The 24,943-nt window shown below is 69.3% G+C and carries 27 protein-coding genes; 10 read left to right on the forward strand and 17 right to left on the reverse strand.

The genetic code is table 11. From position 1 onward, the window contains the following. Positions 1 to 70: 70 nt before the first annotated feature. Entirely contained in the window at positions 71 to 1,006 is a 936-nt protein-coding gene (locus QSJ59_RS07620; protein ID WP_285758211.1) for a metallophosphoesterase, read from the reverse strand. 153 nt (positions 1,007 to 1,159) lie between these two features. Between QSJ59_RS07620 and QSJ59_RS07625 the strand changes: the two genes are divergently transcribed. Next, entirely contained in the window at positions 1,160 to 1,612 is a 453-nt protein-coding gene (locus QSJ59_RS07625; RefSeq protein WP_285758213.1) for a GatB/YqeY domain-containing protein, read from the forward strand. 93 nt (positions 1,613 to 1,705) lie between these two features. Here QSJ59_RS07625 and QSJ59_RS07630 read toward each other — a convergent pair whose 3' ends face one another. After that, complete coding sequence (locus QSJ59_RS07630) at positions 1,706 to 3,973, reverse strand: penicillin-binding protein (RefSeq protein ID WP_285758215.1); 2,268 nt, start codon at positions 3,971 to 3,973, stop codon at positions 1,706 to 1,708. A 582-nt stretch (positions 3,974 to 4,555) separates the two neighbouring features. On the opposite strand from QSJ59_RS07630, the gene QSJ59_RS07635 reads away from it, so the two are divergent. Further along, complete coding sequence (locus QSJ59_RS07635) at positions 4,556 to 4,867, forward strand: WhiB family transcriptional regulator (protein ID WP_285758754.1); 312 nt, start codon at positions 4,556 to 4,558, stop codon at positions 4,865 to 4,867. A gap of 14 nt (positions 4,868 to 4,881) precedes the next feature. On the opposite strand, the gene bagB is transcribed toward QSJ59_RS07635, so the two are convergent. Both bagB and bagA read right to left on the reverse strand, forming a co-directional pair. After that, a complete protein-coding gene (gene bagB / locus QSJ59_RS07640) occupies positions 4,882 to 6,042 on the reverse strand; it encodes an ATPase BagB (RefSeq protein WP_285758217.1) in 1,161 nt (386 codons plus the stop codon). Next, positions 6,042 to 7,070: an ATPase BagA gene (gene bagA, locus QSJ59_RS07645; protein WP_285758219.1), complete on the reverse strand. Its 1,029-nt coding sequence runs from the start codon at positions 7,068 to 7,070 to the stop codon at positions 6,042 to 6,044. Before bagA ends, bagB begins: the two co-directional genes overlap by 1 nt. 126 nt (positions 7,071 to 7,196) lie before the next feature. Between bagA and sp36 the strand changes: the two genes are divergently transcribed. Genes sp36 through QSJ59_RS07665 form a run of 4 tightly spaced genes read left to right on the forward strand, consistent with a single transcriptional unit; the run spans position 7,197 to position 9,658 of the window. Beyond that, positions 7,197 to 7,367, forward strand: a complete 171-nt coding sequence (sp36, locus tag QSJ59_RS07650) for a Sp36 family protein (RefSeq protein WP_133739902.1) — start codon at positions 7,197 to 7,199, stop codon at positions 7,365 to 7,367. Between the two features lie 2 nt (positions 7,368 to 7,369). Beyond that, positions 7,370 to 7,831: a RidA family protein gene (locus QSJ59_RS07655; protein ID WP_285758222.1), complete on the forward strand. Its 462-nt coding sequence runs from the start codon at positions 7,370 to 7,372 to the stop codon at positions 7,829 to 7,831. 52 nt (positions 7,832 to 7,883) lie between these two features. Further along, positions 7,884 to 8,813 carry an NUDIX hydrolase gene (locus QSJ59_RS07660; RefSeq protein ID WP_285758223.1) on the forward strand — a complete coding sequence of 310 codons (930 nt, stop codon included), beginning with the start codon at positions 7,884 to 7,886 and terminating at the stop codon, positions 8,811 to 8,813. 35 nt (positions 8,814 to 8,848) lie between these two features. Next, a complete protein-coding gene (locus QSJ59_RS07665) occupies positions 8,849 to 9,658 on the forward strand; it encodes an MBL fold metallo-hydrolase (protein WP_285758224.1) in 810 nt (269 codons plus the stop codon). 60 nt (positions 9,659 to 9,718) lie between these two features. Here QSJ59_RS07665 and QSJ59_RS07670 read toward each other — a convergent pair whose 3' ends face one another. Next, positions 9,719 to 10,405, reverse strand: a complete 687-nt coding sequence (locus QSJ59_RS07670; RefSeq protein WP_285758756.1) for a Crp/Fnr family transcriptional regulator — start codon at positions 10,403 to 10,405, stop codon at positions 9,719 to 9,721. A gap of 259 nt (positions 10,406 to 10,664) precedes the next feature. On the opposite strand from QSJ59_RS07670, the gene nth reads away from it, so the two are divergent. From nth to QSJ59_RS07685, 3 genes are read left to right on the forward strand one after another with little or no spacing between them, the layout of a single operon-like run. Further along, complete coding sequence (gene nth / locus QSJ59_RS07675) at positions 10,665 to 11,423, forward strand: endonuclease III (RefSeq protein ID WP_285758226.1); 759 nt, start codon at positions 10,665 to 10,667, stop codon at positions 11,421 to 11,423. Beyond that, positions 11,420 to 12,079: an NUDIX hydrolase gene (locus QSJ59_RS07680; RefSeq protein WP_285758227.1), complete on the forward strand. Its 660-nt coding sequence runs from the start codon at positions 11,420 to 11,422 to the stop codon at positions 12,077 to 12,079. The genes nth and QSJ59_RS07680 overlap by 4 nt, the downstream gene beginning before the upstream one ends. 25 nt (positions 12,080 to 12,104) lie before the next feature. Further along, positions 12,105 to 13,283, forward strand: coding sequence for a MarP family serine protease (locus QSJ59_RS07685; RefSeq protein ID WP_285758228.1), 1,179 nt, complete (start codon positions 12,105 to 12,107; stop codon positions 13,281 to 13,283). A 132-nt stretch (positions 13,284 to 13,415) separates the two neighbouring features. Here QSJ59_RS07685 and QSJ59_RS07690 read toward each other — a convergent pair whose 3' ends face one another. Next, a complete protein-coding gene (locus QSJ59_RS07690; RefSeq protein ID WP_285758229.1) occupies positions 13,416 to 13,964 on the reverse strand; it encodes an ATP-binding protein in 549 nt (182 codons plus the stop codon). Positions 13,965 to 13,981: 17 nt separating this feature from the next. Beyond that, positions 13,982 to 14,329 carry an STAS domain-containing protein gene (locus QSJ59_RS07695; RefSeq protein WP_285758230.1) on the reverse strand — a complete coding sequence of 116 codons (348 nt, stop codon included), beginning with the start codon at positions 14,327 to 14,329 and terminating at the stop codon, positions 13,982 to 13,984. A gap of 221 nt (positions 14,330 to 14,550) precedes the next feature. On the opposite strand from QSJ59_RS07695, the gene QSJ59_RS07700 reads away from it, so the two are divergent. Next, entirely contained in the window at positions 14,551 to 16,851 is a 2,301-nt protein-coding gene (locus QSJ59_RS07700; RefSeq protein ID WP_285758231.1) for a DEAD/DEAH box helicase, read from the forward strand. A gap of 129 nt (positions 16,852 to 16,980) precedes the next feature. On the opposite strand, the gene QSJ59_RS07705 is transcribed toward QSJ59_RS07700, so the two are convergent. From QSJ59_RS07705 to QSJ59_RS07750, 10 genes are all read right to left on the reverse strand, one after another. Continuing rightward, positions 16,981 to 17,166 (reverse strand): hypothetical protein, encoded by a 186-nt coding sequence (locus tag QSJ59_RS07705; RefSeq protein ID WP_285758232.1) that lies wholly within the window; start codon positions 17,164 to 17,166, stop codon positions 16,981 to 16,983. A 308-nt stretch (positions 17,167 to 17,474) separates the two neighbouring features. Then, a complete protein-coding gene (locus QSJ59_RS07710; RefSeq protein WP_285758233.1) occupies positions 17,475 to 18,197 on the reverse strand; it encodes an Rv3654c family TadE-like protein in 723 nt (240 codons plus the stop codon). Further along, complete coding sequence (locus tag QSJ59_RS07715) at positions 18,194 to 18,400, reverse strand: hypothetical protein (protein WP_285758234.1); 207 nt, start codon at positions 18,398 to 18,400, stop codon at positions 18,194 to 18,196. The genes QSJ59_RS07710 and QSJ59_RS07715 overlap by 4 nt, the downstream gene beginning before the upstream one ends. A gap of 92 nt (positions 18,401 to 18,492) precedes the next feature. After that, on the reverse strand, positions 18,493 to 18,894 hold the full coding sequence (locus tag QSJ59_RS07720; protein WP_285758235.1) for a TadE family type IV pilus minor pilin: 402 nt from the start codon (positions 18,892 to 18,894) through the stop codon (positions 18,493 to 18,495). Position 18,895: 1 nt separating this feature from the next. Next, complete coding sequence (locus QSJ59_RS07725; RefSeq protein ID WP_285758236.1) at positions 18,896 to 19,096, reverse strand: DUF4244 domain-containing protein; 201 nt, start codon at positions 19,094 to 19,096, stop codon at positions 18,896 to 18,898. 220 nt (positions 19,097 to 19,316) lie between these two features. After that, the gene (locus tag QSJ59_RS07730) at positions 19,317 to 20,048 is read right to left on the reverse strand and encodes a type II secretion system F family protein (RefSeq protein WP_285758237.1); all 732 of its coding nucleotides are present in this window, start codon (positions 20,046 to 20,048) and stop codon (positions 19,317 to 19,319) included. A 58-nt stretch (positions 20,049 to 20,106) separates the two neighbouring features. Further along, complete coding sequence (locus QSJ59_RS07735; RefSeq protein ID WP_285758238.1) at positions 20,107 to 20,898, reverse strand: type II secretion system F family protein; 792 nt, start codon at positions 20,896 to 20,898, stop codon at positions 20,107 to 20,109. Continuing rightward, entirely contained in the window at positions 20,871 to 22,064 is a 1,194-nt protein-coding gene (locus QSJ59_RS07740) for a TadA family conjugal transfer-associated ATPase (protein ID WP_285758239.1), read from the reverse strand. The genes QSJ59_RS07735 and QSJ59_RS07740 overlap by 28 nt, the downstream gene beginning before the upstream one ends. Continuing rightward, a complete protein-coding gene (ssd, locus tag QSJ59_RS07745) occupies positions 22,061 to 23,152 on the reverse strand; it encodes a septum site-determining protein Ssd (protein ID WP_285758241.1) in 1,092 nt (363 codons plus the stop codon). Before ssd ends, QSJ59_RS07740 begins: the two co-directional genes overlap by 4 nt. 966 nt (positions 23,153 to 24,118) lie before the next feature. Then, complete coding sequence (locus QSJ59_RS07750) at positions 24,119 to 24,919, reverse strand: Fic family protein (protein WP_432707445.1); 801 nt, start codon at positions 24,917 to 24,919, stop codon at positions 24,119 to 24,121. Between the last annotated feature and the right edge of the window lie 24 nt (positions 24,920 to 24,943).

A 24,943-nucleotide genomic window follows, 5' to 3' on the forward strand; every position in this document is an offset into this window, starting at 1 on the left:
GCGCCGGTGAGAAGGCGGTGTGCCCGCTGTACTGCCCCGGGGCGAAGGGGCACACCACCCGAACCGAGGATCAGGGCGCGGCCACGAGGTCCAGGAGGGAGGCCTCCGGACGGCAGCAGAACCGCACGGGGGCGTAGGGGGAGGTGCCCAACCCTCCCGAGACGTGCAGCCACGAGGCGCCGTTACGGCTCAGCCCCCAGGCGCGGCGGCGGTCGATCCCGCAGTTCGTGACCAGGGTGCCGTAGAACGGCATACAGATCTGACCGCCGTGGGTGTGCCCGGCCAACAGCAGGTCGTAGCCGTCTGCGGTGAAGCGGTCGATGTTGGCGGGCTCCGGGGAGTGCATCACGCCCAGACGCAGGTCCGCGGTGCGGTCGGCCGGCCCGGCGACCTTCTCGTAGCGGTCCAGCTTGATGTGGGAGTCGTGGATCCCGGCGACCGCGATGTTCGCGGTGCCCGCCTTGACGTGCCCCTTGTGGTTGTTCAGGTCCAGCCAGCCCGCGTCCGACATCGCCGCGCCCAAATCCCGCCAGGGCAGGTCGGGGACGGTGCGCTTGTTGTAGTCGGTCTTGCTGCTCCGCCACAGGTAGCGCGCCGGGTTCTTCAACTGGGGCGAGAACAGGTCGTTGGAGCCGTAGACGAACAGTCCGGGCCGGTCCAGCAGGGGGCCGAGGGCATCGATGAACGGTGCGACGGAATCGGCGCTGGCCAACGAATCGCCGGTGTTCACCACGAGGTCGGGTTCGTAGGCGTCCAGGCCGCGGATCCAGTCCATCAGCATCCTGCGTCCCGGTGTCAGGTGTGCGTCCGACAGGTGCAGCACCCGTACCCGGTCGCTTCCCGGGGCGAGGATCGGTATTTCGTAGCGTCGCAACCGAAACCAGTTCCGTTCGATGACGGAAGCGTAGGCGAGCCCCGCCACCCCCACCGCACCGGTGACCGCCGCCGCGCGACCGATCGTCCGCAGCGTCTTTCCCGTCCTGCCCGAAGGCCGCGCACCTGTCATGCCACGATCGTGCCAGACCGGCGGAACCCCCGAGACGGTTGAGCTGAAACCGGTGGAAGAAACTGTCCGGAATTCACGGACGTGCTGTGGCGCAGCGGTTCGGAGGAAATAATCGCTCCGCGCCCACCACCGGGAAACCCTATGATCGCTTGCATGGCCGAATTCAAGTCCCGCCTGAAATCCGACCTCACCACCGCCATGAAGGCGCGTGACGACGTACGGACCCGGACCCTGCGCATGGTGCTCACCGCGATCTCCAACGAGGAGGTCGCCGGTACGTCCGCCCGTGAGCTCAGCGACGACGACGTCGTCAAGGTGATCGCCCGCGAGGCCAAGAAGCGCAAGGAGGCAGCAACGGCGTTCGACCAGGGCGACCGTCCCGAGAAGGCCGCTGCCGAGCGCGCCGAGGGCGAGGTGTTGGCCGGTTACCTTCCCGCGCAGTTGGGCGACGACGAACTGGCCGCGTTCGTGACCGAGGCCATCGCCGAGACGGGGGCCGCGGGCGCCGGTGACATGGGCAAGGTCATGAAGGTCGTCAACCCCAAGATCGCCGGCCGCGCCGAGGGCGGCCGGGTCGCGGCCGAGGTGCGCAGGCAACTGGCCTGAGCCGCCGGAGCATCGCGTCTCCCACGACGAACGCCCGGGGCGGGTCGACCATGTGGTCGACCCGCCCCGGGCGTCGTACAGGCTGTCCGTGTCCTAGAACATGGGCAGCATCACCGGAACGACGTCGGGTTCACGCCCGTGCGTCCACGGGGTACCCGCCCCCGGGAAGCCGGCCGCGGTGTCGCCTCCGCCGCCGTTGCTCAGGAAGACGTTGACGGCAGCGCCTTCCGGCAGCCGGGTGCCGGGGTTGGGGTTCACCGCCGCGACCGTGCCCTGGGCCTGGTCGGAGCGGATCGGGGTCTCGGACACGTTCACCCGGTACCCGGCCGCCTCCAGTGCCGCCACGGCCGAGTCGCGCTGTTGCCCGACCACGTTGGGCACGCCCCCCTGGTCGCTCGTGGGCTGCGCCGCCGCGGGCGAGGGCTCGGGGGCGGGCGGGGCCGGCTCGGAGGTGGAGCCGAACCGCGACGGCGATCGGGAGAAGTTGTCCGCGTCCAGCTTGTCGATGGACCCCTGCATGGTCTCGCGCCAGATCGGTCCCGGAATGGTCGCGCCGTAGACCGTGCCGAAGTAGCGTCCGCCCAGGGTGATGTTGCGCAGGGGGTGCTGGTTGGGGCCGCGGGGGTCGCCCACGAACACCGCGCCCGCGAGGTTGGGGGTGTAGCCGGCGAACCAGGCGCTGGCGGAGCCGTCGGTGGTGCCGGTCTTGCCCGCGACCGGACGGCCGATTCCGAGGCTGGAGGCCGTGCCGCCGTTGAAGGTCTGCTGGAGCAGGTAGTTCACTCCGTCGGCGGTCTCCTTGGAGATCCGACGCTCGCAGTCGCTGTCCAACTCGATGGTCTTGCCGGACTGGCGGTCGTCGATCTTGGTGATGGCCTGCGGCTTGCAGTAGACGCCCCGCGCAGCGAAGGTGGCGTAGGCGTTGGCCACGCTCATCGGCGAGACTTCCTCGCTGCCGAGGGTGAAGGAGTTGTTGCTCTGGGTGTTGTCGTTGTCATAGCTCTGGCCGTCGGCGCGGGTGACCCCGAGCTTCTCCGCCATCTTGATGACGTTGCACAGTCCCACGCGCTTCTGCAAATGGGCGAAGTAGGTGTTGGCCGACGCCTTGGTGCCCGAGACCATGTTGTGGGTCGTCGCCCCCTTGCTCTCGCTGGAGTTGCTGAGGCTCCACGATGCGAGCGGGGCGCCGTTGCAGTTCTTCTGGCCGGTGATGGTGGTGCTGCTGCCGGAGGTGAAGGACGTGCTGTAGGGCATCCCCTGGTCGAGGGCCGCGGCCAGCGTGATCGCCTTGAAGGTCGATCCGGCCTGGAAACCGCTGCTTCCACCGCGGTCGGCGTTGGTGGCGAAGTTGATCGAGGTCTCGCCGATCTTGCTTTCGTCGGGACCGTAGTTGCGGCTTTGGGCCATCACCCGGATCTGGCCGGTGCCGGGCTCCAGGAAGACCTCGGCGGCGACCTTGCGCGACTCGTTCTTGCGCGGCACCCACTTGTCCACGGCCTTCTGCCCGGCGGCCTGCATGTCGGGGTCGAGGGTCGTGTGGATCTGCAGGCCGGCCGTGCGCAGCCAGCGGGCGCGCTCGGTCTCGGTCTCGCCGAACTTGTCGCTCTTCTCGATCTCCTGGATCACGTAGTCGCAGAAGAACGGCTGCTTGCTGGGTACGCAGCCGTTGCTCTGCGTGCTGATGTCCAGTTTCAGCTCGGTGCCCTTGAACTCGTCGGCCTCCTCCTGCGTGATCGACTCGGTGTCGACCATGCGGTCCAGCACGACGTCGCGGCGCTCCGTGGCCTGCTCGGGGTTGAGCCTCGGGTTGTAGAGCTCGGGATAGCGCACGAGTCCGGCCAGTGTGGCGGCCTCACCGAGGTTGAGCTCGCTGGCGGGCTTGCTGAAGAAGTGCTGGGCTGCGGACTCGGCTCCGTAGGCGCCGTCGCCGAAGTAGGCGATGTTGAGGTAGCCCTCGAGGATCTCGTCCTTGGACATCTTCTCTTCGAGGGAGACCGCGTAGCGCAGCTCCCGGACCTTGCGCGACAGCGTGGTCTCGCGGGCCTCGGCCTGTGCGGCCTCGGAGGTGGTGCCCTCGATCAGTACGTTCTTGACGTACTGCTGGGTGAGTGAGGAACCGCCCTGGGTGCTGCCGCTCACCGTGCGCAGTGCGGCGCGGAACGTGCCGGAGATGTCGAGGCCGCCGTGCTCGTAGAACCGGCTGTCCTCGGTGGAGATGATGGCGTCGCGCATGACCGGCGCGACGTCGTCGACCTTGACCAGTTCGCGGTTGCGGTCGTAGATCTCGGCGATCACGCCGCCCTCGACGTCGTAGATGACCGAGCGCTGCGGGGGAGGCGGGGTTTCGAGCTCACTGGGCATGTTCAAGAAGCCTGTCGCGACATTGCGCGCAGTGATGCCCAACCCTCCCATCGCTGGTAGGGCGAGTGCGGCTACGAGTACGCCCGCAACAATGCCCACGCCGAGCAGCTGACCGATTTTCTGCAGCAATGTCCCCTGACCCACCCGTCCAGACTACGTGTCGACCGCAAGGAATCCAGTCCCGAACCGCCGGGGGAGAGCGTGCTTGCTCTCCTTTTCGGCTGTGTCATAAACCATCAACCTGAGGGTCATCTTTTCATGATCGCCGTCTCCTCAGGAGACGGCCTCGTACCGACGACTCGTCACCCTCAGTGGGGTCGGAGCGGTCTGTTGCCCCTAACGGGGATGGCCCAACCGGACTACGCCGGAAATGGGCCGAATGGGGCCTGTTGGCCGCAGGCGGCGGCCCGTAGTTTCTTCACCAGCAAAGACGTAAGGAGCAGTACCTCCGATGAGTGGACCACGCCCTGGTGGTCCACCTGCCGCGACCGTACCTTTCCAAACGGCCGTGGCGTCAGACCCGACGACGCAGTGCCATCGCGCGGTCGTCGGAGGCGCGTGATGATCGTGGGAGTGGGGCAGATGCGGATCACGGACTGGACCACCGAGGCCGTGTGCCGCAAGGCCGACCCCGACGCGCTCTTCGTGCGGGGGGCCGCACAAAAACGTGCCAGTCGCATCTGCCGGGGCTGCCCCGTGCGCACCGAGTGCCTGGCCGACGCGTTGGACAACCGCGTCGAGTTCGGTATCTGGGGAGGCACCACCGAACGCCAGCGGCGCGCGCTGCTGCGCCGTCGTCCTGAGGTTACCTCCTGGTGGAAGCTGCTGGACGGGGCCCGCCGCGAACACCGTGGAGACGAAGCCACCGGTATCGAGACGCTCCTGGCCGGCTGAACGGGTCTCCCCGCTCAAGCCCCCTGGTCGCAGCCGGGGGCCGCGGTGTCCGCCAGCGATTCGCCGATTTGGCGCAAACCGGCCAAATCGTGGATGTCCTCGGGGCGGGCCGGGACTTCGGTAAGCCCGATCGCGGGATGCGCCGCGCTGAAGCGTTGCCGCATCTGCGACTCCCGCGCCTGCAACCGGACGCGCTCGGTGTGCAGTCGCAGCGCAGCTGCCGCCAACGGGTTGTCCCCGGACCGTTCCAGCGATTGGGCCGCGGCCTCGCTTTGTTCCGCCGACAGCAGGGGCACCGACGAACGGTGGGTGCGGTTCAGCACCATTCCGGCGAGCGGCATTCGTTCGGCGGCCAGCCGCTCCACGAAGTAGGACGCCTCCCGCAGCGCGTCGCTCTCGGGGATCGCGACGACGATGAACGCTGTTCCCGGTGCCTGGAGCAGCCGGTAGGTCTGGTCGGCGCGCTCCTGGAACCCGCCGAAGACCGCGTCGAAGGCCGTCACGAAGGTCTGTACGTCCTTGAGCAGTTGCGCGCCGAGAACCTTGCCGATCACTCCGGTGACCATGCCGAGTCCCGCGCCCAGGAGCCGGAAAGCGCGGCCCCCGGTCTTGGCCGGCGCGCCCAGGAACTTGATGAGTCGGCCGTCCAGGAACCGTCCGAGCCTTTTCGGCGCGTCCAGAAAGTCCAACGCGGATCGGCTCGGTGGAGTGTCCACGATGATCAGGTCCCACTCGTCGCGCCTGCGCAACTGCCCGAGCTTCTCCATCGCCATGTACTCCTGCGTCCCCGAGAAACTCGACGACAGCGATTGGTAGAAGGGGTTGGCCAGGATCTGCGCGGCCCGCTCAGGGTCGGCGTGCGCTTCGACGATCTCGTCGAAGGTGCGCTTCATGTCCAGCATCATGGCGTGCAGCGATCCCTTGGCCGTGGCCTCCAGGGGAACCGGTCGAGGGGTGTTGTCCAATTCGGTCAACCCCAGCGACTGGGCGAGGCGGCGTGCAGGGTCCACCGTGATCACCACGGTGTGCCGGCCGCGCTCCGCGGCACGCAGTCCCAGTGCCGCGGCCGTCGTGGTCTTCCCCACGCCGCCGGAGCCGCAGCACACCACGATCCGGGTCGCAGGGTCGTCCAACAGCGCGTCCACGTCGAAGGGCGGTGTCCGGGCGTCCGCCATCACGCGGCCCCCTGCTCCCGCAACACCCCGGCCAGCCGGTGCAGCCCCGGGAGGTCGAGATCGCCGGTGATGAGCGGCAGTTCGTAGCACGGTCGGGCCGCCTCGTTCAGGCGCTCGCGCACCTCGGCTTCCATACGGACCCGGCGTGCGTGCTCGACGAGTTCCCCGGAGAGGGCACCGGCCAACTGTCCTGCGTCCTTCAGCCCGGCCGACTTGAGCCCTTGGGCAAGTGCCTCGGTGTCGACGTGTTGCTCGGCCGCGGCAGCCAGCGCCCCGGGAGGCAGCAGAGGATCGCGAACCATGTTGACCATGATCCCTCCGATCCCCAGTCCCACTTCGCTCACCTGCGCGATCCCGTCCAGACACTCCTGCACCGGCATCTCCTCCAGGATCGTGACGAAGTGCACCCGGGTCTCGGGGGAGCGGATGACCTCCATGACCCGGTCGGCGTGGTTGCGGATCGGCCCCACTCTGGCCAGCCCCGCCACTTCGGCGTTGACGTTCAAGAACTGCGCGATGCGGCCGGTGGGCGGGGCGTCGAGGACCACCGCGTCGTAGACGAACGGTGCCTTGGCGGTGTCGCGTCGTGCGCCGCGGTCCTTCCTTGTCCTGGCCCGGCGGCGTACGGCTTCGGTGGCCTTGCCGGTCAACAGGACGTCGCGCATGCCGGGCGCGATGGTGGTGGCGAAGTCCACCACCCCGAACCTGGTCAGCGCCTGCCCCGCGCGGCGCATCCCGTAGAACATCTCCAGGTAGTCCAGGAGGGCCGCCTCCGCGTCCACCGCCAAAGCGTGCACGTCGCCACCGCCCACGGCGGTGGCGACCCTGCGCTCCTCGTAGGGCAGCGCAGGGCAGCGGAACAGCTGTGCGATGCCTTGGCGTCCCTCCACCTCGACCAGCAGCACCTTCTTGCCGCCCGAGGCCAGCGCCAGGGCCAGTGACGCCGCCAGCGTCGTCTTGCCGGTGCCCCCCTTGCCCGTGACGACGTGGAGGCGTACCCCGTCCCAATCGCGATCACGTGCACTCACGCAACGGATTTTATGCGTGACGGCTGTAGGACCTTCGGCCACACCCTCCTCTTGGCGGGGCGTGCTCCGCAGCGGAGTGGTCGGTCGGTCGGGAAAGCGGCGGGGGCACTCGGTAAGGTTGCGCTCATGACGAAGTGGGAGTACGCGACCGTGCCGCTGTTGTCGCACGCGACCAAGCAGATTCTGGACAACTGGGGAGAGGATGGTTGGGAGCTCGTTTCGGTGATCCCCGGTCCCTCTGTGGACGGTGACCCGCGCAACCAGCAGTTGGTCGCCTACCTCAAGCGGGAGAAGTGACGATGGGGACTCCCGAGGAGCGTCTCGCGGGCCTCGGACACGCGATTCCGGAGGTCGCCAAGCCGGTCGCCGCCTACGTGCCCAGCGTGCGCAGCGGCGACTACGTCTACACCTCGGGGCAACTGCCGATGGTGTCCGGGACGCTCGCCGACACCGGCAAGGTCGGAGCCCAGGTGACGCCGGAGCGCGCCAAGGAGCTGGCCGCGCTGTGCGCGTTGAACGCCATCGCGGCGGTCAAAGCCGAGCTCGGTGAGCTGTCCCGGGTCAAGCGCGTCGTGAAGGTCGTCGGTTTCGTGGCCAGCGATCCGTCCTTCACCGGGCAGCCCCTGGTGATCAACGGCGCCAGCGAGCTCTTGGGCGAGGTCTTCGGGGAAGCCGGGGTGCACGCTCGAAGCGCGGTGGGTGTGGCGGTGCTTCCGCTGGACGCACCCGTCGAGGTCGAGCTCATCGTCGAGGTCGCATAGCCGTTCGGCGGGTGAACCGCTCCATAAGCGCATAAGACCCGGGAGGGCGTCCGTGCCAGCGAATCTTCCGCAAGGCCAGCGAGGGGCGCGCCCCCCGGGCACCGAAGCGCTCACCGTCGACCTCAGCGGGCCGCCCGGTGCGGCGGCCCGCCACCTCGGCGGCGGGGACGCGGTCTCCGCCCGGGTCCGTGATGTCATCGCCGGCCGGGTCGATCCGGTCCCCGCCCGCGACGCGGCCACCGTGATGTTGGTACGCGGGAACGACGAGAACCCACTTGAGGTGTATCTGCTGCGGCGGGCCCCCTCGATGCCTTTCGCCCCCGGTGCCTACGTCTTTCCCGGCGGCTCGGTCGACGAGCGCGACACCGACCACACGATCCGTTGGGCCGGCCCCCCGCCGGGGGAGTGGGCCCGCAGGCTCGACGTGGCCGAACCACTGGCCCGTGCGCTGGTCTGCGCCGCGGTGCGCGAGACCTTCGAGGAATCGGGGGTGTTGCTGGCCGGGCCGTCCGGCGGCGAAGTCGTGGCCGACACCCGCGGTGACGACTGGGAGGTCGATCGCCGCGCCCTCGTCGACCACTCGCTGGCGTTCTCCGAGTTCCTCGACCGCCGCGGTCTGGTCCTGCGCTCCGACCTGCTGCGCGAGTGGTCGCAGTGGATCACCCCCGAGGTCGAGCCGCGCCGTTTCGACACCCGGTTCTTCGCCGCACTGCTGCCGCAGGGCCAACAGACCCGTGACGTCGGCGGGGAGGCCGACCGGGTTGCCTGGATGCGCCCCGAAGAGGCAGTGCGCGCCTGGCGCGCCGGCGGGCTTGCCATGTTGCCGCCTACTGTCGCCGGCCTCAACGATCTCGCCGCCTGTGCCACACCGCAGTCGGTCCTGGCCGCCAAACGCCGGATCGTCCCGATCCTGCCCGAACTCCGTGAGGTGGACGGCCGGATCACGCTGATCGTTCCCGACGGTATCGACTACCCGCTCTGACCCCCAGCAGTTGTGACGTCGCCAAGTGAGGTGCGATGAGGATCGACGGTTCCGGAACCCTGCGCGCGAGCTGTGTCCTGTGTCCCAATCCGGGGCCGATGACACTCGAAGGCACCAATACCTGGGTCCTGCGCGAGCCCGGTGCCAGGGGCGTCATCGTGGTCGATCCGGGCCCGCACCACGAGCGGCACCTGGAGCGGGTGGCCCGCATGGTGCAGGAACAGGGGGCACAGGTGACCACCACGCTGCTCACCCACCAGCACCCCGATCATTCCGAGGGAGCACGCTACTTCTCCGAGCTCACCGGTTCCCCGGTACGCGCCGTCGATCCGGCGCAGCGCATCGGAGGAGCGGAGTTCACCGACGACGAGGTCATCGAGGTCGACGGTCTGGAACTGCGTGCCCTGCTGCTGCCCGGGCACACCCGTGACTCCGTCGGTTTCCACCTGCCGGCCGACGACGTAGTGCTCACCGGGGACACGGTGCTGGGCCGCGGGACGACGGTGATCGCAGACGACGGGGACCTCGGTGAGTACCTGGGCTCGCTGGCGCGGCTGCGCGACCTGGTGGCCGCGGCCGATGTGCGTGCCCTGCTGCCAGGACACGGTCCGATCTGCACGGAGCCGCTCACCAAGCTCAACGCCTACATCAGGCACCGCGAGGAGCGGCTGGGGCAGATCCTCGACGCTGTAGCGGCCGGAGACGGCTCCACAGCGGAGATCGTGGCCCGGGTGTACGCGGAGGTGGACGAGGCGGTCCTGGACGCTGCTGCGTCGTCCGTGCGCGCACAGCTGCGTTATCTGGTCAAGCGTGGCGACGTGCCGGCCGCGGTGTTGGCGCACTAGCACCTCCCGACGACGACGGGCCCGGCCAGAAGGCCGGGCCCGGTCAATCGTGTGCGGTGCTCAACGAGCCCGGCGACGCATCCGCTCGATGTCGAGCAGCACGACGGCCTTGGCCTCGATGCGCAGCCATCCGCGCAGTGCGAACTCGGCCAGGGCCTTGTTCACCGTCTCCCGGGAGGCGCCGACCAGCTGGGCGAGTTCTTCCTGGGTGAGGTCGTGATGGACGTGCAGGCCGTCCTCGCCCTCCTTGCCGAAGCGCTCGGCGAGATCCAGCAGCGCCTTGGCGACGCGGCCGGGAACGTCGGTGAAGACGAGGTCGGCCATCACGTCGTTGGTCCTGCGCAGTCGGGTCGCCAGCGACTTCAGAAGGTGAACGGCCACCTCCGGCTGCTGGGAGATGAAGGGGCGCAGATCGTCATGGCCCAGTCCGGCCAGGATTGCGTCGGTCACCGCCACAGCGCTGGCCGTACGCGGGCGTGGGTCGAACAGTGACAGCTCGCCGAACATCTCGCCCGGGCCGAGAACGCCGAGCAGATTCTCGCGGCCGTCGACCGCCGTCCGGGTGAGTTTCACCTTCCCAGCGAGGATCACGTACAGGCGGTCGCCCTCGTCGCCCTCGGAGAACAGGGTCTGCCCTCGACCCAGCCGCACCTCGCTGATCGTGGCGCGCAGTGCGGCGGAGCCGTCCTCGTCAAGCGCCTCGAACAGGGGTGCCTTGCTCAGCACCTCGTTGGTTTCGTCCACCAGTTCCTCCTTGCAGCCTGACCGTCAACAGTGTGACGCATATCGCACCACCTGTGAAACCGGCTCGTTATCTCGGTTTGCCGTCCGGTGGACGATCACGCCCGTCACAGCCGACGTCAGCCCTCATGATCCTAATTGTTCCAGGGTTCCTATGCCCGCTAGGCCCGCCGTTGGCGCCGGACAACCCAACGATGGGATGTGTCAGCGGGCAGGACCGGCCGCACGGGACCGATTTGCCGACGGGGTCCGTAGGCTGGGCAGCGTGCCCCGTGACGTACCCGAAGCCCCCGCCACGCCCGCTTCCGTGGAGCGCGCCACCCCAACGGGTGAGACGCGTCTCGCACTAGTGCGACGTTCCCGACGAATCAACCGGGAATTGGCCCTGCTCTATCCCGATGCGCACTGTGAGCTTGATTTCACCGACCCGCTGGAACTCCTGGTCGCCACCATTCTCTCTGCCCAATGCACCGACAAACGCGTCAACAAGGTCACTCCGACCTTGTTCGCGCGCTATCGCGACGCAGCCGACTACGCCGGCGCCGACCGCGCGGAGTTGGAGAAGATCATCCACTCCACCGGTTTCTACCGGGCCAAGGCCAACAGCATCATCGGACTGGGGCAGCGGTTGTGCGCCGAACACGACGGCGAGGTGCCCGGACGCCTCGACGACCTCGTGCGCCTGCCCGGGGTCGGACGCAAGACCGCCAACGTGGTGCTGGGCAATGCGTTCGGAGTCCCGGGCATCACTGTGGACACCCACTTCGGCCGGTTGGTCCGGCGGTTCAAGATGACCGACGCGACCGATCCGGTGAAGGTCGAACACGAGATCGCCGCGTTGTTTCCGGCCGGGGACTGGACGATGCTGTCGCACCGACTCGTCTGGCACGGGCGACGCGTCTGCCACGCCCGTCGGCCCGCCTGCGGGGCGTGCGGGGTGGCCAAGCTCTGCCCTTCCTACGGAGAGGGACCGGTGGAGCCCGAGACCGCTGAGGCCCTCGTGCGGCCGGGGCCGTTCTCATGATCCCGCCGGACTGGATCACCTCGTTGTACGAGGCCGCGCGCACGATGCCGGTGCCGAAGGTCCTGCGCCCCCCGGCCGTCGGGGGCCGGGACTCGGCCGTCCTGGTGCTGTTCGGTGAGGGCGAGGAGGGGCCTGACGTCCTGCTCATCCAGCGCAACACCGGGCTGCGGCGCCACTCCGGCCAGCCCGCGTTCCCGGGCGGCGCGATCGACCCGGCCGATTCCGGGGCGCTGGAGTGCGCGCTGCGCGAGGCCGAGGAGGAGACCGGCGCGGTCCGCGCAGGGGTGCACGTCCTCGGGAGCCTCCCCGAGCTCTACATCCACCGCACGGGTTTTCGGGTCACTCCCGTCATGGGCTGGTGGCACACCCCCTCCGAGGTGCGTCCGGTGGACGTGGGGGAAGTCGCCTCGGTGGCACGGGTTCCCATTGCCGAACTCGCCGATCCGGCCAACCGGTTGCGCACGCGCCACCCCGATGGCTCCACCGGTCCCGCGTTCCGGGTCCAAGGAATGCTGGTATGGGGCTTTACCGCAGGAATACTCAGTCAACTGCTTGTATTGGGCGGATGGGAACGGCCATGGCCGGCAGGCGGGGCCGACGAGTTGCTTGACGTGCTTACCCTGGTCGGAGCCGACGGCGACAGAACCACCCCCTGAAAGCATCAACGGGATTGGAGAGGGCGTGCTAGACGCGATCCTCGGCGTACTCGTTGTGGTCTTCGCCGTGTCTGGGTACCGGCAGGGCTTCATCGTCGGGGTGCTGAGCTTCGCCGGCTTCATCGGTGGCGGAGTGCTCGCCGCGCTCGGTGCTCCGGCCTTGATCCAGATGCTCGTGAACGACCCCACACAACAGGCACTACTGGCCATTTCGGTGGTCTTCCTGTCCGCTGCACTGGGCCAGTTCCTGGCCTCCTACCTGGGGGCGTTGATCCGCAACCGGGTCACGTGGGACTCCGCCCGGGTCGTGGACGCGATGGGCGGCGCAGTGGTGAGCGGCCTCTCGGTCCTGCTTGTCACCTGGCTGATCGGTAGCGCGGTCGCCAACTCCGCGATCCCCTTCGTCACCACCCAGGTGCAGAACTCCCGGGTGCTGCACGCGGTGGACTCCGTCATGCCCGACTCCACGCACATGTGGTTCGCCACTTTCCGCAAAATCGTGGACCAGAGTGCGTTCCCCCAGGTCTTCAGTGGTCTGGGGTCCAGCGAACCGGCGGAGGTCGCCGAGCCCGACCCGGCCGCGCTGACCACCAGCGAGCTGCGCTCCGCGAGCCAGAGCGTCGTCAAGGTGCTGGGCACCGCCCCGTCCTGCCAGCGCAGGGTGGAGGGGACCGGTTTCGTCTACGCCGAGGACCGGATCATGACCAACGCCCACGTCGTCGCGGGTGTCCAAGAGGACCTGCGGGTGGTGACCAGGGACGGACGACGTATCCCCGCCACGGTCGTGCTCTACGACCCCCAGCAGGACATCGCGGTTCTGGACGCCCCGGGCCTGGGACTGACCCCCCTGGAGTTCGAGTCCGCCGCCCAGAAGGGCGACGACGCGGTGGTGGCCGGCTTCCCGCGCAACAACGGGTTCACCGTCGTACCGGCCCGCATCCGCGCCCAGCAAACCGCGCAGGGGCCCGACTTCTACCACTCCCAGCAGGTCAGCCGGGAGATCTACCAGGTGCGTGCGGTGGTCCAGCCGGGCAACTCCGGTGGTCCGTTGCTCTCGCCCGAGGGCACCGTCTACGGCGTCGTCTTCGCCGCGGCAACCAACGACCAGGAGACCGGCTACGTCCTCACCGCTGACGAGGTCGCGGCGAACGCGGCGGCCGGCAGCAGCGCGACCGCGCCGGTGTCCACGCAGAAGTGCGACTGATCCTTCCCGTACTCCTGGGCAGGTCGGTCGTGCAGGTGAGCCCGTCCGGCCCGGCCCCGTTCGGGGCAGGGCCGGACACGACAACGGGCGCCTCCGGGGGGAAGCGCCCGCTTGTTGGGATGAAGACCCGTTCTAGACGATGCTGTTGCCGTCCTCGGGGTCGGGACCGCCCAGTGGCCAGCTCATACGGACCACTGTGCCGATGTCGCCCGGCTCGATGGCGACCTCGTCGGCGAGCCCCAGGATGACGGCCAGGCCGACATCCGGAGAGAGGCCGGAGACGCCACCCGCGGGGGTGTGCACACCGAGGTAGGCGTGCGAGTCGCCGGTCAAGCCGTCCAGGAGCGCGGTGTCCGTGGGCTCCTTGGCGGGAGCCCGGTCGGAGACCACTACCTCGAACCGGCCCGAACCGCTGCCGTTCACCCGGTCGGTGACCGAGCCCGGCCGTGACCCACCGGGGGGAGGGCCGGCACTGTCGATCAGTTCCAGCTGGATCGGCTGCTCGGGGCAGTGCGCGCGGTGGGCTTCCACCGCGCGTGAGCATGCTTCCCCGACCGCCAGACGAACCTCATCGAGGGTTGACTCAGCGATGCCCGCGCGCCGCGCGACGGCCGTGGCCATGAGTCGCGCGGTACGGACATGTGCGGGCAGCGCACTGATGGTGAGCTGGACGATTGCCATCGCTCGTGCTTACGTGACTACTTCGACTTACGGTTGTCGATGGCGTCCTGCACCGACTCGTAAATGCCGAAGACTTTGGTGAGACCGGTGATGCGGAAGATCTTGAGAATCCGCTCCTGGGTGCACACCAGGTCAAGGGTGCCGTCGTGCGCGCGGACCCGCTTGAGGCCGCCCACGAGCACACCGAGGCCCGTCGAGTCGAGGAACTCCACCTTCTCCATGTTCACCACGAGGTGGAAGTTGCCCTTGTTGACCAGGTCGATGAGCAGTTCACGCAGCCGCGGCGCGGTGTAGACATCGATTTCACCTTCGACGACAACGATCTCGGTGTCGTTCTCGGTGTAGTGATCAAGCTTCAAATCCACTAGTCCTCCAGCGCCGAACCGCGAAAAAACGCGAGTGATCTCTGCCGGGCGTTACCCCACAGGGCGGCATTCAACCACGCCTGGCCTTGCTGTCTGCGTGCTGTGCACAAGAAAATCACGCCACCGCGCTGGTCTTCCCCCAGGTGCGAGACTGAAACCGTTGTCCATCAGCCGCCGTTTCTGGGAGACGAGTGCGCGCACCGGGTGAAAGGGTGTTCGGGGTGAACCGCTGGGAACCACTCCTCCAACGGTTGTGGCGTGACCATACCCGCCCCTCGCGAGTGACACATGTGCAGCGTCTGCCGCGCCGCCCCGGGGTCAGCGAGGACTGGCCCGATTGGGCGGAGACCTCACTTGTGGAGCGAATGGTCGAGGCAGGGGTGACCGCTCCCTGGACACACCAGGTGGATGCGGCGAACCTCGCCCACGCGGGCGACAACGTGATCATAGCCACCGGCACCGCCTCCGGAAAGTCGGCGGCGTTCCTTCTGCCGTGCGCGACCGCGGTCGCCGATGGGCATACCGTGCTCTATCTCTCACCCACGAAAGCCCTTGCCGCAGACCAGCTCCGGGGTGTGGCAGACCTGGCGCTGCCAGGAATGCGCGCGGCCACGTACGACGGGGACACCGCAGGGGAGGCGCGGTCCTGGGTTCGGGCGCACGCCAACTACGTGCTCACCAATCCCGACATGCTGCACCGGGGCATCCTGGCCCGCCACGGTGCCTGGTCCGGCTTCCTGCGACGATTGCGCTACGTGGTGGTGGACGAGACACACCATTACCGGGGCGTGTTCGGCTCGCACGTGGCACAGATCCTGCGCCGGCTCAGGCGGGTCTGCGCCCGCTACCGCTCCGAGCCGGTATTCATTCTGGCGTCGGCGACCGCGGCGGCTCCCGCCGAAAGCGCCCGACGCCTCACCGGACTGCCGGTCACCGCGGTGACCAGTGATGCTTCACCCCGTCCCGCACTGAGCTTCGCCTTGGTCGAGCCGGAGTTGACCGGGGAAACGGGGGAGAAAGGCGCGCCGGTGCGCCGCACCGCCACCGCGGAGGCCGCCGACCTGCTCGCCTCATTCGCTCGTGAGGGGGTGCGCACGCTGGCGTTCGTGCGCTCCAGGCAGGGCGCGGAACTGGTGGCGATGTCGGCCCAGCGCGCACTGGTGGATGCCAAGGCCCACGACCTGGTCGATCGGGTCGCTGCCTACCGCGGTGGCTATCTCTCCACTGACCGGCGCGCGTTGGAGGCCGCTCTTCGCTCCGGGGAACTGCTGGGGCTGGCCAGCACCAACGCGCTGGAGCTCGGGGTCGACGTCACGGGACTCGACGCCGTGCTGCTGACCGGGTGGCCGGGGACACGGGCTTCCTTGTGGCAGCAGGCCGGACGGGCCGGACGCGGCGGCGCGGACGCCCTCGCGGTCTTCATCGCCCGTGACGATCCGCTGGACACCTATCTGGTGCACCATCCCGATGCCGTCTTCGGGCAGCCGGTCGAGGCGACCGTGCTGGATCCGGACAACCCCTACGTCCTCGGTCCCCACCTGTGCGCGGCGGCGTCCGAGCTTCCGCTCACGTCCGACGACCTGGAAATTTTCGGGCCCGCAACGGAGGGCGTCCTGGCCGACCTGGTCGACCGCGCACTGTTGCGGAGACGCCCCAGGGGATGGTTCTGGACGCGCCGTGACCGTGCGTCCGACCTCGCCGATATTCGGGGATCGGGCGGTCCGCCCGTCCAGATCGTGGAGACCGGGACAGGACAGCTGTTGGGCACCATCGACGAGGCCGCTTCCCACTCCAGTGTTCACGACGGCGCGGTCTACCTGCACCAGGGACTCACCTACGTGGTGGACGGGCTCGATCTGGAGGACGGGGTCGCGCTGGTGCGTGCCGAGAATCCCGAGTACAGCACCTGGGCCCGCGAGGTCACCGAGATCGAGATCCGCGCGACTCTGCGTACGGAGACCTGGGGTGCGGCCAACGTCAGTTTCGGAGAGGTACGGGTGGGTCGAGAAGTGGTGGCCTACCTCAAACGCGACATCCGGACCGGCTCCGTGTTGGGGGAGCAACCGCTGGAACTGCCCGAGCGCATCCTGCACACCCGGGCCGTGTGGTGGACGGTCGGCCGGGAGACGGAGGAGAAGCTCCTGGCCGAGGGGGTGGAATTGCGTGGTGCCGCCCACGCCGCCGAACACGCCGCGATCGGTCTGCTCCCGTTGTTCGCCACCTGTGACCGCTGGGATATCGGCGGTGTGTCCACCGCCCTGCACGCGGACACCGGCCTGCTCACGGTCTTCGTCTACGACGGCCATGAGGGCGGGGCCGGATTCGCGGAACGGGGGTATGCGGCGGCGCGCGCCTGGCTGGGCGCGACGCGCGCCGCCATTGCCGGCTGCGAGTGCTCCGAAGGCTGCCCGTCGTGCATCCAGTCGCCCAAATGCGGCAACGGTAACGAGCCGTTGAGTAAACCGGGTGCGTTGCGTCTGCTGGATGTGCTGCTCGAAGGACAGGGGAAGGCCGGCGGGTAGTTGTCCGGCGGTAGGGGCGGCGTGCGTCGATGTTCTGGCGGTCCTGGTGAAGCCGGCGGATGCTTTTCGTATGCTCGCAGGCGGTGTTGTCGGGCCCGGCTTCCCGGGCCGGCCGCCTGAACCGATCAGTCATCCCCGGGCCCTGCGCCGGCCCCGGTACCGGGGAGGGAAACGCGGTAGCCCGATGCTGAGCCGCAGGGCCAGGAAGAGACAGGCTGCCGCCAGCAGTGCCCATGAGGAGACGGTTCCCGCGATGGTGAGCGCGGTGGCGGCCGGCTCTGCCGGTGGAAGGTACCCGTAGCGCACCCCGGCCATGGATTCTTTAGGGGGTGCTGGAGCGTCTCTTGGAGCGGCTCCGTGGCCGATGCCCGGGGGGTGGGCGGAGGGGGTGCTGAGGGCGGGCGGAGGCGAGGGGGTGATGCGGGCTGCGGGAGAAGCGGAGGAACCGGTTCCGGAGGGGGACGCATCCGCCTGTTGGGAAGGGGGTGGGCCGGCCCGGGATGCGCCGGCCTCGTCGGTCGCACGGGACGGGGTCGTGTGGGGGACAGGAGCCGCGGACGCTGTGCGATGCGGGGGGTCGGCAGTAGCCGCTGTGCTCCGTGACGGAATCGGGGTGGGGCCTTCTACGTCCCGCACGATCGGTGGACGGGGACGTTCCGGTTGGGCGGAGGCGTCTTCGTGACGGGGGTCCCCGCCCCTGAGCGAGGAGCGGGACAGTTCCACCGAACGGCCGTCCTCGGTACTGACCGAGATCCTGTCCTTCCCGACGGTAATGCGGCCGCTTGGGTCGGAGACGGTGAAGGCGCAGCAGCAGAAGAGGACGGTGACTGTGGTGGCGGTTGCCGCCAGTCGGCGGGCGCGGATCGAGAGGGGCATGGTGACTCCGATCGGTGTCCGTGAGGGCGCAGGGCCGGACTGCGCCGGGGGAGCGGTTCGTTGAAGGAGCAGGCGAAGGCTTTAGCGGTGGGTAAACGTGATTGCCCAGCGGCTGTATCCACTGGGCCGGCGCGAGCTGTGGCCGATACCCGGTGGCGGGGCCATAGCCGGACCGCCACTGCCACCTCGACGGTCACCGTGAGCGAGGACAGGGTGCAGTCGGTCAGGCGTGCGTCGTTGGCTTCAGCGGTGCTTTGGGCCCGGGCGCAGGCCGAGGCCGCCCCTCGTGCGGCTGCTCCCGCGCCGGCGATCGCCGCGAGATCGGCCGCGGCGACCGCTCGATGGCGGTCGGTGCGCACACTCAGTAGCGCGACCGAGGACAGCGCGGAGAACCAGAGCAACGCGCACAGCGTCAGGACCCAGACGGTGCCGGAGCCGTTGTCGCACGAGACGCCGCTGAGCCTTCTCACCGTCTTTCCGAGGGACGAGCCGCCCGACGACGCAGCACCCCGATTCCGGTGGCCTGCCGCAGCATTCGGACAGGGTGGCGCAGGAACATCCTCAGGACGACCCGGTACGGGCGTATCCGTATCCGGATGCCTCGTCGCAGAACCTCGCACAACGGGCGCTGGTAGTGCGGATCGTCGAAAGGGGACAGCTGGTTGCGTCGCATTGGGGGATTCCTCAACGGTGCGGTGCGGACAGGGAGGACTGGACGGACAGGCCGGGCGGAACGAGCCGGTGCGTCGTTGCACACGCCGCTTCTCACCGCCCGGGCTCGGTTGGTACGACCGCTGTGCCAACCGCGCTGGCCGGAGCCGGTAGGCCGGGAATGATGTGCACCGGGGCGGTGACCGACACCTCGACGGTTTCTCCGTTCCGGGAGAGGGTGATCTGCGCGTGCTCGGGGGCCAGCGAGGCGACGAGCGTGTGAATCACGGGTTCGGCGTCGCCCCGTGCCAGCGCGCGGGCACCGATCCTGGCGGCGTCGACGCATGTGAGGTGCACGGCCGCGGCATGCACCGCGGCGATCGCGACTCCCAGGACGAAGACCAGGCAGGGCAGGGACACCGCGATCTCTGCGGTGACCGTTCCGCGTTCCCGTCCGGGGCGGTCTCCGGGCGGACGGTGCCCGGAGACCGCCGGTCCGTGTGGGCGGCGGTACACCTCAGCCCCCGACCTGTAGGGCGCCGGTGACCAGGGTGGTCAGGGTGTCACGGACCTCGGAGCTGGTGAGGATGAGGTACAGAACCGCGGCGAACGCACAGGCTGTGACCGTGGCCAGTGCATATTCGGCGGTTGCCATTCCGCGCTCGCGGGTGCGAACGGGGAGGAGTAGCCGGTGCAAAAGAACGGTGACGGCAGACAAGGAATGCCTCCAAGCGGGGGTGGCTGGTAGGGCCTTGACAACCAGGGTGCGCCGGATGCGCGGTGTCGGAGGAAGGAATTTGATTTCTGTGGATAACTCGGTTCAGGAGCAGCAGGGGCGTGTCGGTCGCCTCCGCGCTGCTGGCGGCATGCTCACGGGGGTTCCCCCGCTGTCCGGGCCGGGGTGATGGAGGGGTCACACGTGGCCGTGCAGCCGGGCCTCAGCCCGAGACGAGGTCAACGATCAGGCCGGCAGCCAGTGGCACGACACCGATCAGTACGAATGCCGGAAGAAAGCACAGGCCGAGTGGTCCGACCACGGAAACCCCCACCCGTTGGGACCGCGTCAGCACGTTGACCCGAACGGTGCGGCGGCAGTCGGCCGCGTGCAGTTCGAGGACGTCCGCCAAGGGGGCACCGGTTCGGCTCGCTCGCGCCACGGCGCGGCCAAGCGCAGTCAGTTCCGGCGGGCCGTGCAATTCGTTCCATGCGTCGGCGGGTTCCGCACCGAGCCGGAGCCGGTGCGCCACGCCGCCCAGTACCTCTCCCAGTGAACCGCCGACCGATTCCGCGACGGCTTCCAACGCCTGCGTGGAATCGGAACCGGCACGCAGTGCGGCGACCAGCAGATCCACCACGATGGGCAGACTCGCCGTCCGAGGAGCCGAGGGCGAGGGGGAGGGCGCTCGCCCCAGCTTCCACCACGTCAGCGCCCCCAGGAACAGTCCTGGAAGCAGGCCCGACCCCGCCCCGAGAAGCAGGCACAGCGTGGCGGTGGGAACTGCTGAGACGAGTATGCGTATCGCAGCCCCCGGAATGCGACGTCGCGTCGACCGGATCGGGGGCCCTCCCAGCATGGCAAGTCGGCGCTCGGCGGTTGAGCGGCCCCGATCCGCCAGCAAGAAACCGGCCAGACCGGCACATCCGATGATCACAGCGTCGAAGACGGTCATCAGGGCCCCCTCGTCCAGGCGGGCCGCGCCCCCTGGACGTTTTCTTCCGGCTGCGCGGTCACGGCTCCAGCGCGGACAGCACCCCGCGCACCATGCGCCGGGTCCACCACAGCCCGACGGCGTCCAGACAGAGGCCGCCGGCAAGGCAGGCCAATCCCGCAGGTGTGGTGAACAGGAAGGTCAGCGGTGCCGCGCCCAGGCCGCCGGCCATCAGCAGACCGAGTACCGGAAGGCCGGCCAACAGCGCGGCGGTGGCGCGTGGTCCCGCCAACTGGGCGGACAGTTCCTGGCGCAGCGCTTCCTCGCGGGTGAGGCTCTCGGCCAGCCGCTCCACCACCAGAGCCAGCCCGTTGCCCGAGGTGGCCGCTACCCGCCAGCACGCTGCCAAGTAGGCGAGCCCCCAGGCGCCCGGCTCGGCGGCGGCCCGAAGCAGCGCGTCGCAGGGGTCGTGGCCCTGCCGGGCCAGAGAGACCGCCTCGGTGAGGTCAACGGCCCGGTGGGGCGCGATTTCCGCCGTCCCGGCCTCCAGGGCATGTGCGGGGGAGCGTCCCGCGCGCAGTTCGGCGGTCATCACCCGGCACAGTTCCACCGAGGCCCGCAGCCGTGCAGCCCGCAACCGTTCGGGACTGCTCGCCAGCCGACGGGTCAGCATTGTCCGTAGATCGGGAAGCCGCCATCGGAACAGGCGAGTGTCGATCCGCTGGAGTCGCAGCTCCCCGGGCGAGGGAGACGACCACGCTGCCGCGCACCCGGCACAGCCGATCAGCAGAAGTACCGGACCGTACGGGGCCAGCAGCGCCGACAATGCCGGCCAGTCCACGGTCACCAAGGTGGGGCGGGATCGGGACACCAGGTGTCCAACCGGGCACGGAGTTCGTCGAATCCCTCGTCGTGGGCCTCGCGGCCCTGCGCTGGGTAGGTGACGGCCGGGACCGCGCGGACCAGGCCGTCCCCGCTGCGCCGCAGCACACACACCTGGGCCACCCTCCGTGTTCCGTCGCTCCGGTCGCGGGCAAGGTGCACGACAAGGGCACTGGTGGCGGCCAGTTGGCTGTGCAGGCCCTCGCGGCTAAGGCCGGCGGCGCACCCCAGCGCCTCGACCCGGGCGGGCACGTCGGCGGCGGTGTTGGCATGCAGCGTTCCGCAGCCGCCGTCGTGACCGGTGTTGAGGGCGGCCAGGAGATCGAGGACCTCCGAACCCCGGACCTCGCCCACCACCAGCCGGTCGGGGCGCATCCGCAGCGCCTGGCGTACCAGTTGGCGTAGGTCGACGCCTCCGCTGCCCTCGATGTTGGGCGGACGCGACTGCAGCCGCACCACATGCGGGTGTTCCGGCTGCAGTTCGGTGGAGTCCTCGACGAGTACCAGCCGCTCCCGGTGCCCCACCAGCGAAAGCAGCGCTGACAGCAGCGTGGTCTTGCCCGTTCCGGTACCGCCCGAGACCAGAAAGGCCGACCGGGACTCCACCAGAGCCTTGAGGAGGAGAGCTCCGGATCGGGGGAGCGCGCCCGCGGCGACCAGTTCGGCGAGGGAGAACACCCGGTGGCGGGGGAGCCGCAGCGACAATCGGGTTCCGTCGGGGGACACCGGGGCGAGCACTGCGTGCAGCCGTGCCCCGGACGGCAGCCGGGCGTCCGCCCATGGCGCCGCGGCGTCCAGCCGGCGCCCTGCCTGTGCCGCCAGACGCTGGGCGAGACGCCGTACGGCGTCGTCGTCGGTGAACCCTACCTCCGGCACCCGGCGCAGACCGCTTCCGTCGTCCACCCAGATGTCGTCGGGGCCGTTGACGAGGATGTCGGTGATCTCGGGGTCGGCCAGCAGTGGATCCAGCGGTCCGGCCCCGGCGAGGTCGGCGCGCAGCGTGCGCACGATCGCCAGGACCTCGGAGTCGCCGAGCATTCCGCCTTCGGCGCGGACGGCCGCCGCCACCTTGGCCGGGGTCGGGGACGCGGCTTCCCGGACGAGGCGGCCCCGGACCGCTTCCAGGAGACGGGGGTCGCCGTGGGGGGTGCTCATGTGGAGGGAGAAGGGCTGGAGGGCAACGTGCCGAGGAAGGAGTCGCTGAAGGACGCGAGAGGGGAACGGGGGTGCTGGGCGGGGGTGTCGCCGCGTTCCAGGGCGCGGGCAAGTCCTGGCTCGTGTTCCAGCACCCCTGCCAACGGCAGGCCCAGCGACTGCGAAACGGTGTCGGCGGGGATTGTGGCCGGGGAGGCTCCGCGCACGACCAGCCTGACGTCGGCCGCTTGCTCGCGCAGCCGGGGCACGATTCGGGCAGCGGCCAGCACCGAGTGGACGTCGGCGGTCAGGACCACCAGCGCCACGCGTGCCCTGCCCAGGATCTCGGCTGTACCGGGGTCGGGCGTCCGGGGGAGATCGGCGACCAGGAGCTCGGCACCGCGGACCGCTGAGGTGAGGATCGTGCGCATGGCGGGTGCAGGGACCGGGGCGGCCTCCTGGCGTGCCCAGGTCATCAGGACGATCCCGTGCACGGTCGGCAGGGCGTCGCGCAGTGCGGGCCAGATGATCCGTCCCTGGCGGCCGGTGAAAGAGTCCCAACGGGCACCGGGGGTGTGCTCCGCCCCGATCAGCAGGTCCAGGCCGGCGCCCAAGGGATCGGCGTCGATGAGCATGGTGCGCATCCCGGAGCGCTGTCCGGCAAGGGCCAACGCCACGGCGAGCAGGCTGGCCCCGGCACCGCCGCGGCCTCCGACCACGGCCACGACGGGGGCGTGGCCGGGGCCGCCTCCGGCGGCCTCGGCGAACAGGTCCACCAGGCGGCCCTCGTGGTCGGGCAGGTCGACGACCTCGCGGGCGCCGATGCGCAGTGCGCTGTCCCAGGCGGCGCGATCGTCGTCGATCCGCGATGTTCCACGCCCGGTGACGACCACGTTGGGGTTGTCACCGGGGGAGAGGGCGGCCAGTTGGGTGACGAGATCGCGGCCGACCACGACCAGGGGTGCCCGCGGCCATTCGCGTCCTGCGCGCGAGGCCGCATGGACGACGCTCACCTCGATATCGGCCGCGCTGGCCAGACGCAGCAGGTCGTCGAGGAGTTCGGAGTCGTCGGTGACGATCAAGGGGCGGGCCGGGATGTCTGGGTGCACGGGGACCTCCCTGTGGAAAAGCCGGACTCCTTCACTCTTGTCGACGTCGTGGAGGTGTGCGGAAGTCGATCCACAGCCTGTGGACAATCGGGTCGCGCGGGTATCCACGGGCTGTGGATACCCGTGATGGGGATCGGCGCACGCTGGAGCCCGACAGTGCAGGACGGGACTGGCGGAGGGAGGAACGCGGGGCGGCGCGGAAACAAGGAGACATGGGACGGCCCCCGCTGGGGGGATAGCGGGGGCCGTCCACGGTCCGGCTCCGGGGGGGTAGAGCCGGCTCCGTTATCCAGGTGAGGTCAGGGGCGGCGCTGTTGCGCGCCGGGCAGAACACTGGACGGTCGGAGCGGCTCGGGGAGCCACTGGTGGGGCGTCTCTGTCGGTCATCGGCACGGATCCGGTCGGTCGCATGCCGTTGCGTTGCCGACCGGGGTTGAGGATATAGGGAAATCCTTCGCGACACGCGCCCGATGAGCTCGCGTCCAAGTAACAAAGATAATACGCAACGTTACCACGAGGCTTTGCGGTCGTGGGCGAAAAGATCTCTTCGATGCCCTTTCCAACTGCGCAAATAGAGCGTACAAAGGAAGTAGTCGGCAGGTTTGCACCTGCCGGGCACGCCAGCCGGGTACCCACGCGTCACCAGGCCGCGGGAGGCCCGTCCAGGCCAGGTTTCCCCTGGTCGGACAACATATTTGCACGCTTGTTAGTCCGGTTCGACGTGTTTTCGCGGCGCTCCGCCACTAGCCCTTCGAGGGCGGCGGGGCGCCGTTTGTGTCCGTGATCAGCCCGAATGCGGACAGGGAGTCATCCCTTGTCCGGAAATTCACTGAAACGAGACGGGTGTCGACACCAGACCGTTCCCGTCGGTTTCCGATTTCCCGGCTCGTACCGAGCCGGGGCGATCGCGTGCCCGATATCGATCAATTGTCTTTTCGTATTCCGAGATGCCTGTTCAGGGGCCCGTCAGCCCCGTTTGAGCGCCTCGCACGCGGCCAAGGAGTCGCGTGCCCCGGATGCCACGGCTCGGGCGCAATAGGCCACCCAACCGCCTACGCCCTCGGCCGTGCCCGAGAGGTATCCGTGCAAGGCCGGACCGTACTCCGCTTCCAGTTCCTGATGGCCCAGTTCGGTGGGGACCAGGGATTTGGGGTCCAGCCCGCGCTCGATGAGCGTCATCCGCTCGGCGGAGCGCGCGATGATCCCGTCCCCCCAACCGAAGGGGCGCAACGCCATGAGCTCGCCGTGCACGATCGCGCCGACGACCAGGGCGGGGGTCTGCGAACGAGTCGACACGATCTGGCCCAGGGCGTCCAGCCTGGCCGATGCCTCCGCCGCAGAGGGAGGGGCGCCGATTCCCAACGGATCCTCGGCCGGCTCGCCGTCCATGCGCGGGCGACCGAGAGAGTCGGTGGGAACGGCATCGGCCGCGGCGAGCACATGGAGCCGTGCCAGTACCTGCCGGGGGGCCTTGGGCCAGGTTTCGACGAGGGAGCCCAGCTCCCCCGATACCCGAAGGGAGCCCCTGACCCGGGGGTCCTGCCCCTCGCCGGTGCGCACCTGCTCGATGGGGACGTCCGCACCGGCAAGCGTCGCGGAGGCGTGCGCCCCGCGCAGGGCAGCCTGCATCGAGATGTCGCTGCTGCGCCGACGCAGTACACGGTGGCCGAGAAGTCGGTCGACGATGGACCGCGTCTCTTGGACGGCCTCGTCGACTCCGGGAAGTTCTGCGATCCGCCGAAGCGGATCGGCTGAGACAGCACTCACGCTACGCAGCCTACGTCGACGCGG

The organism is Nocardiopsis ansamitocini (assembly GCF_030268225.1).
In the GTDB taxonomy this organism is placed as follows: Bacteria; Actinomycetota; Actinomycetes; order Streptosporangiales; family Streptosporangiaceae; genus Nocardiopsis_D; species Nocardiopsis_D ansamitocini.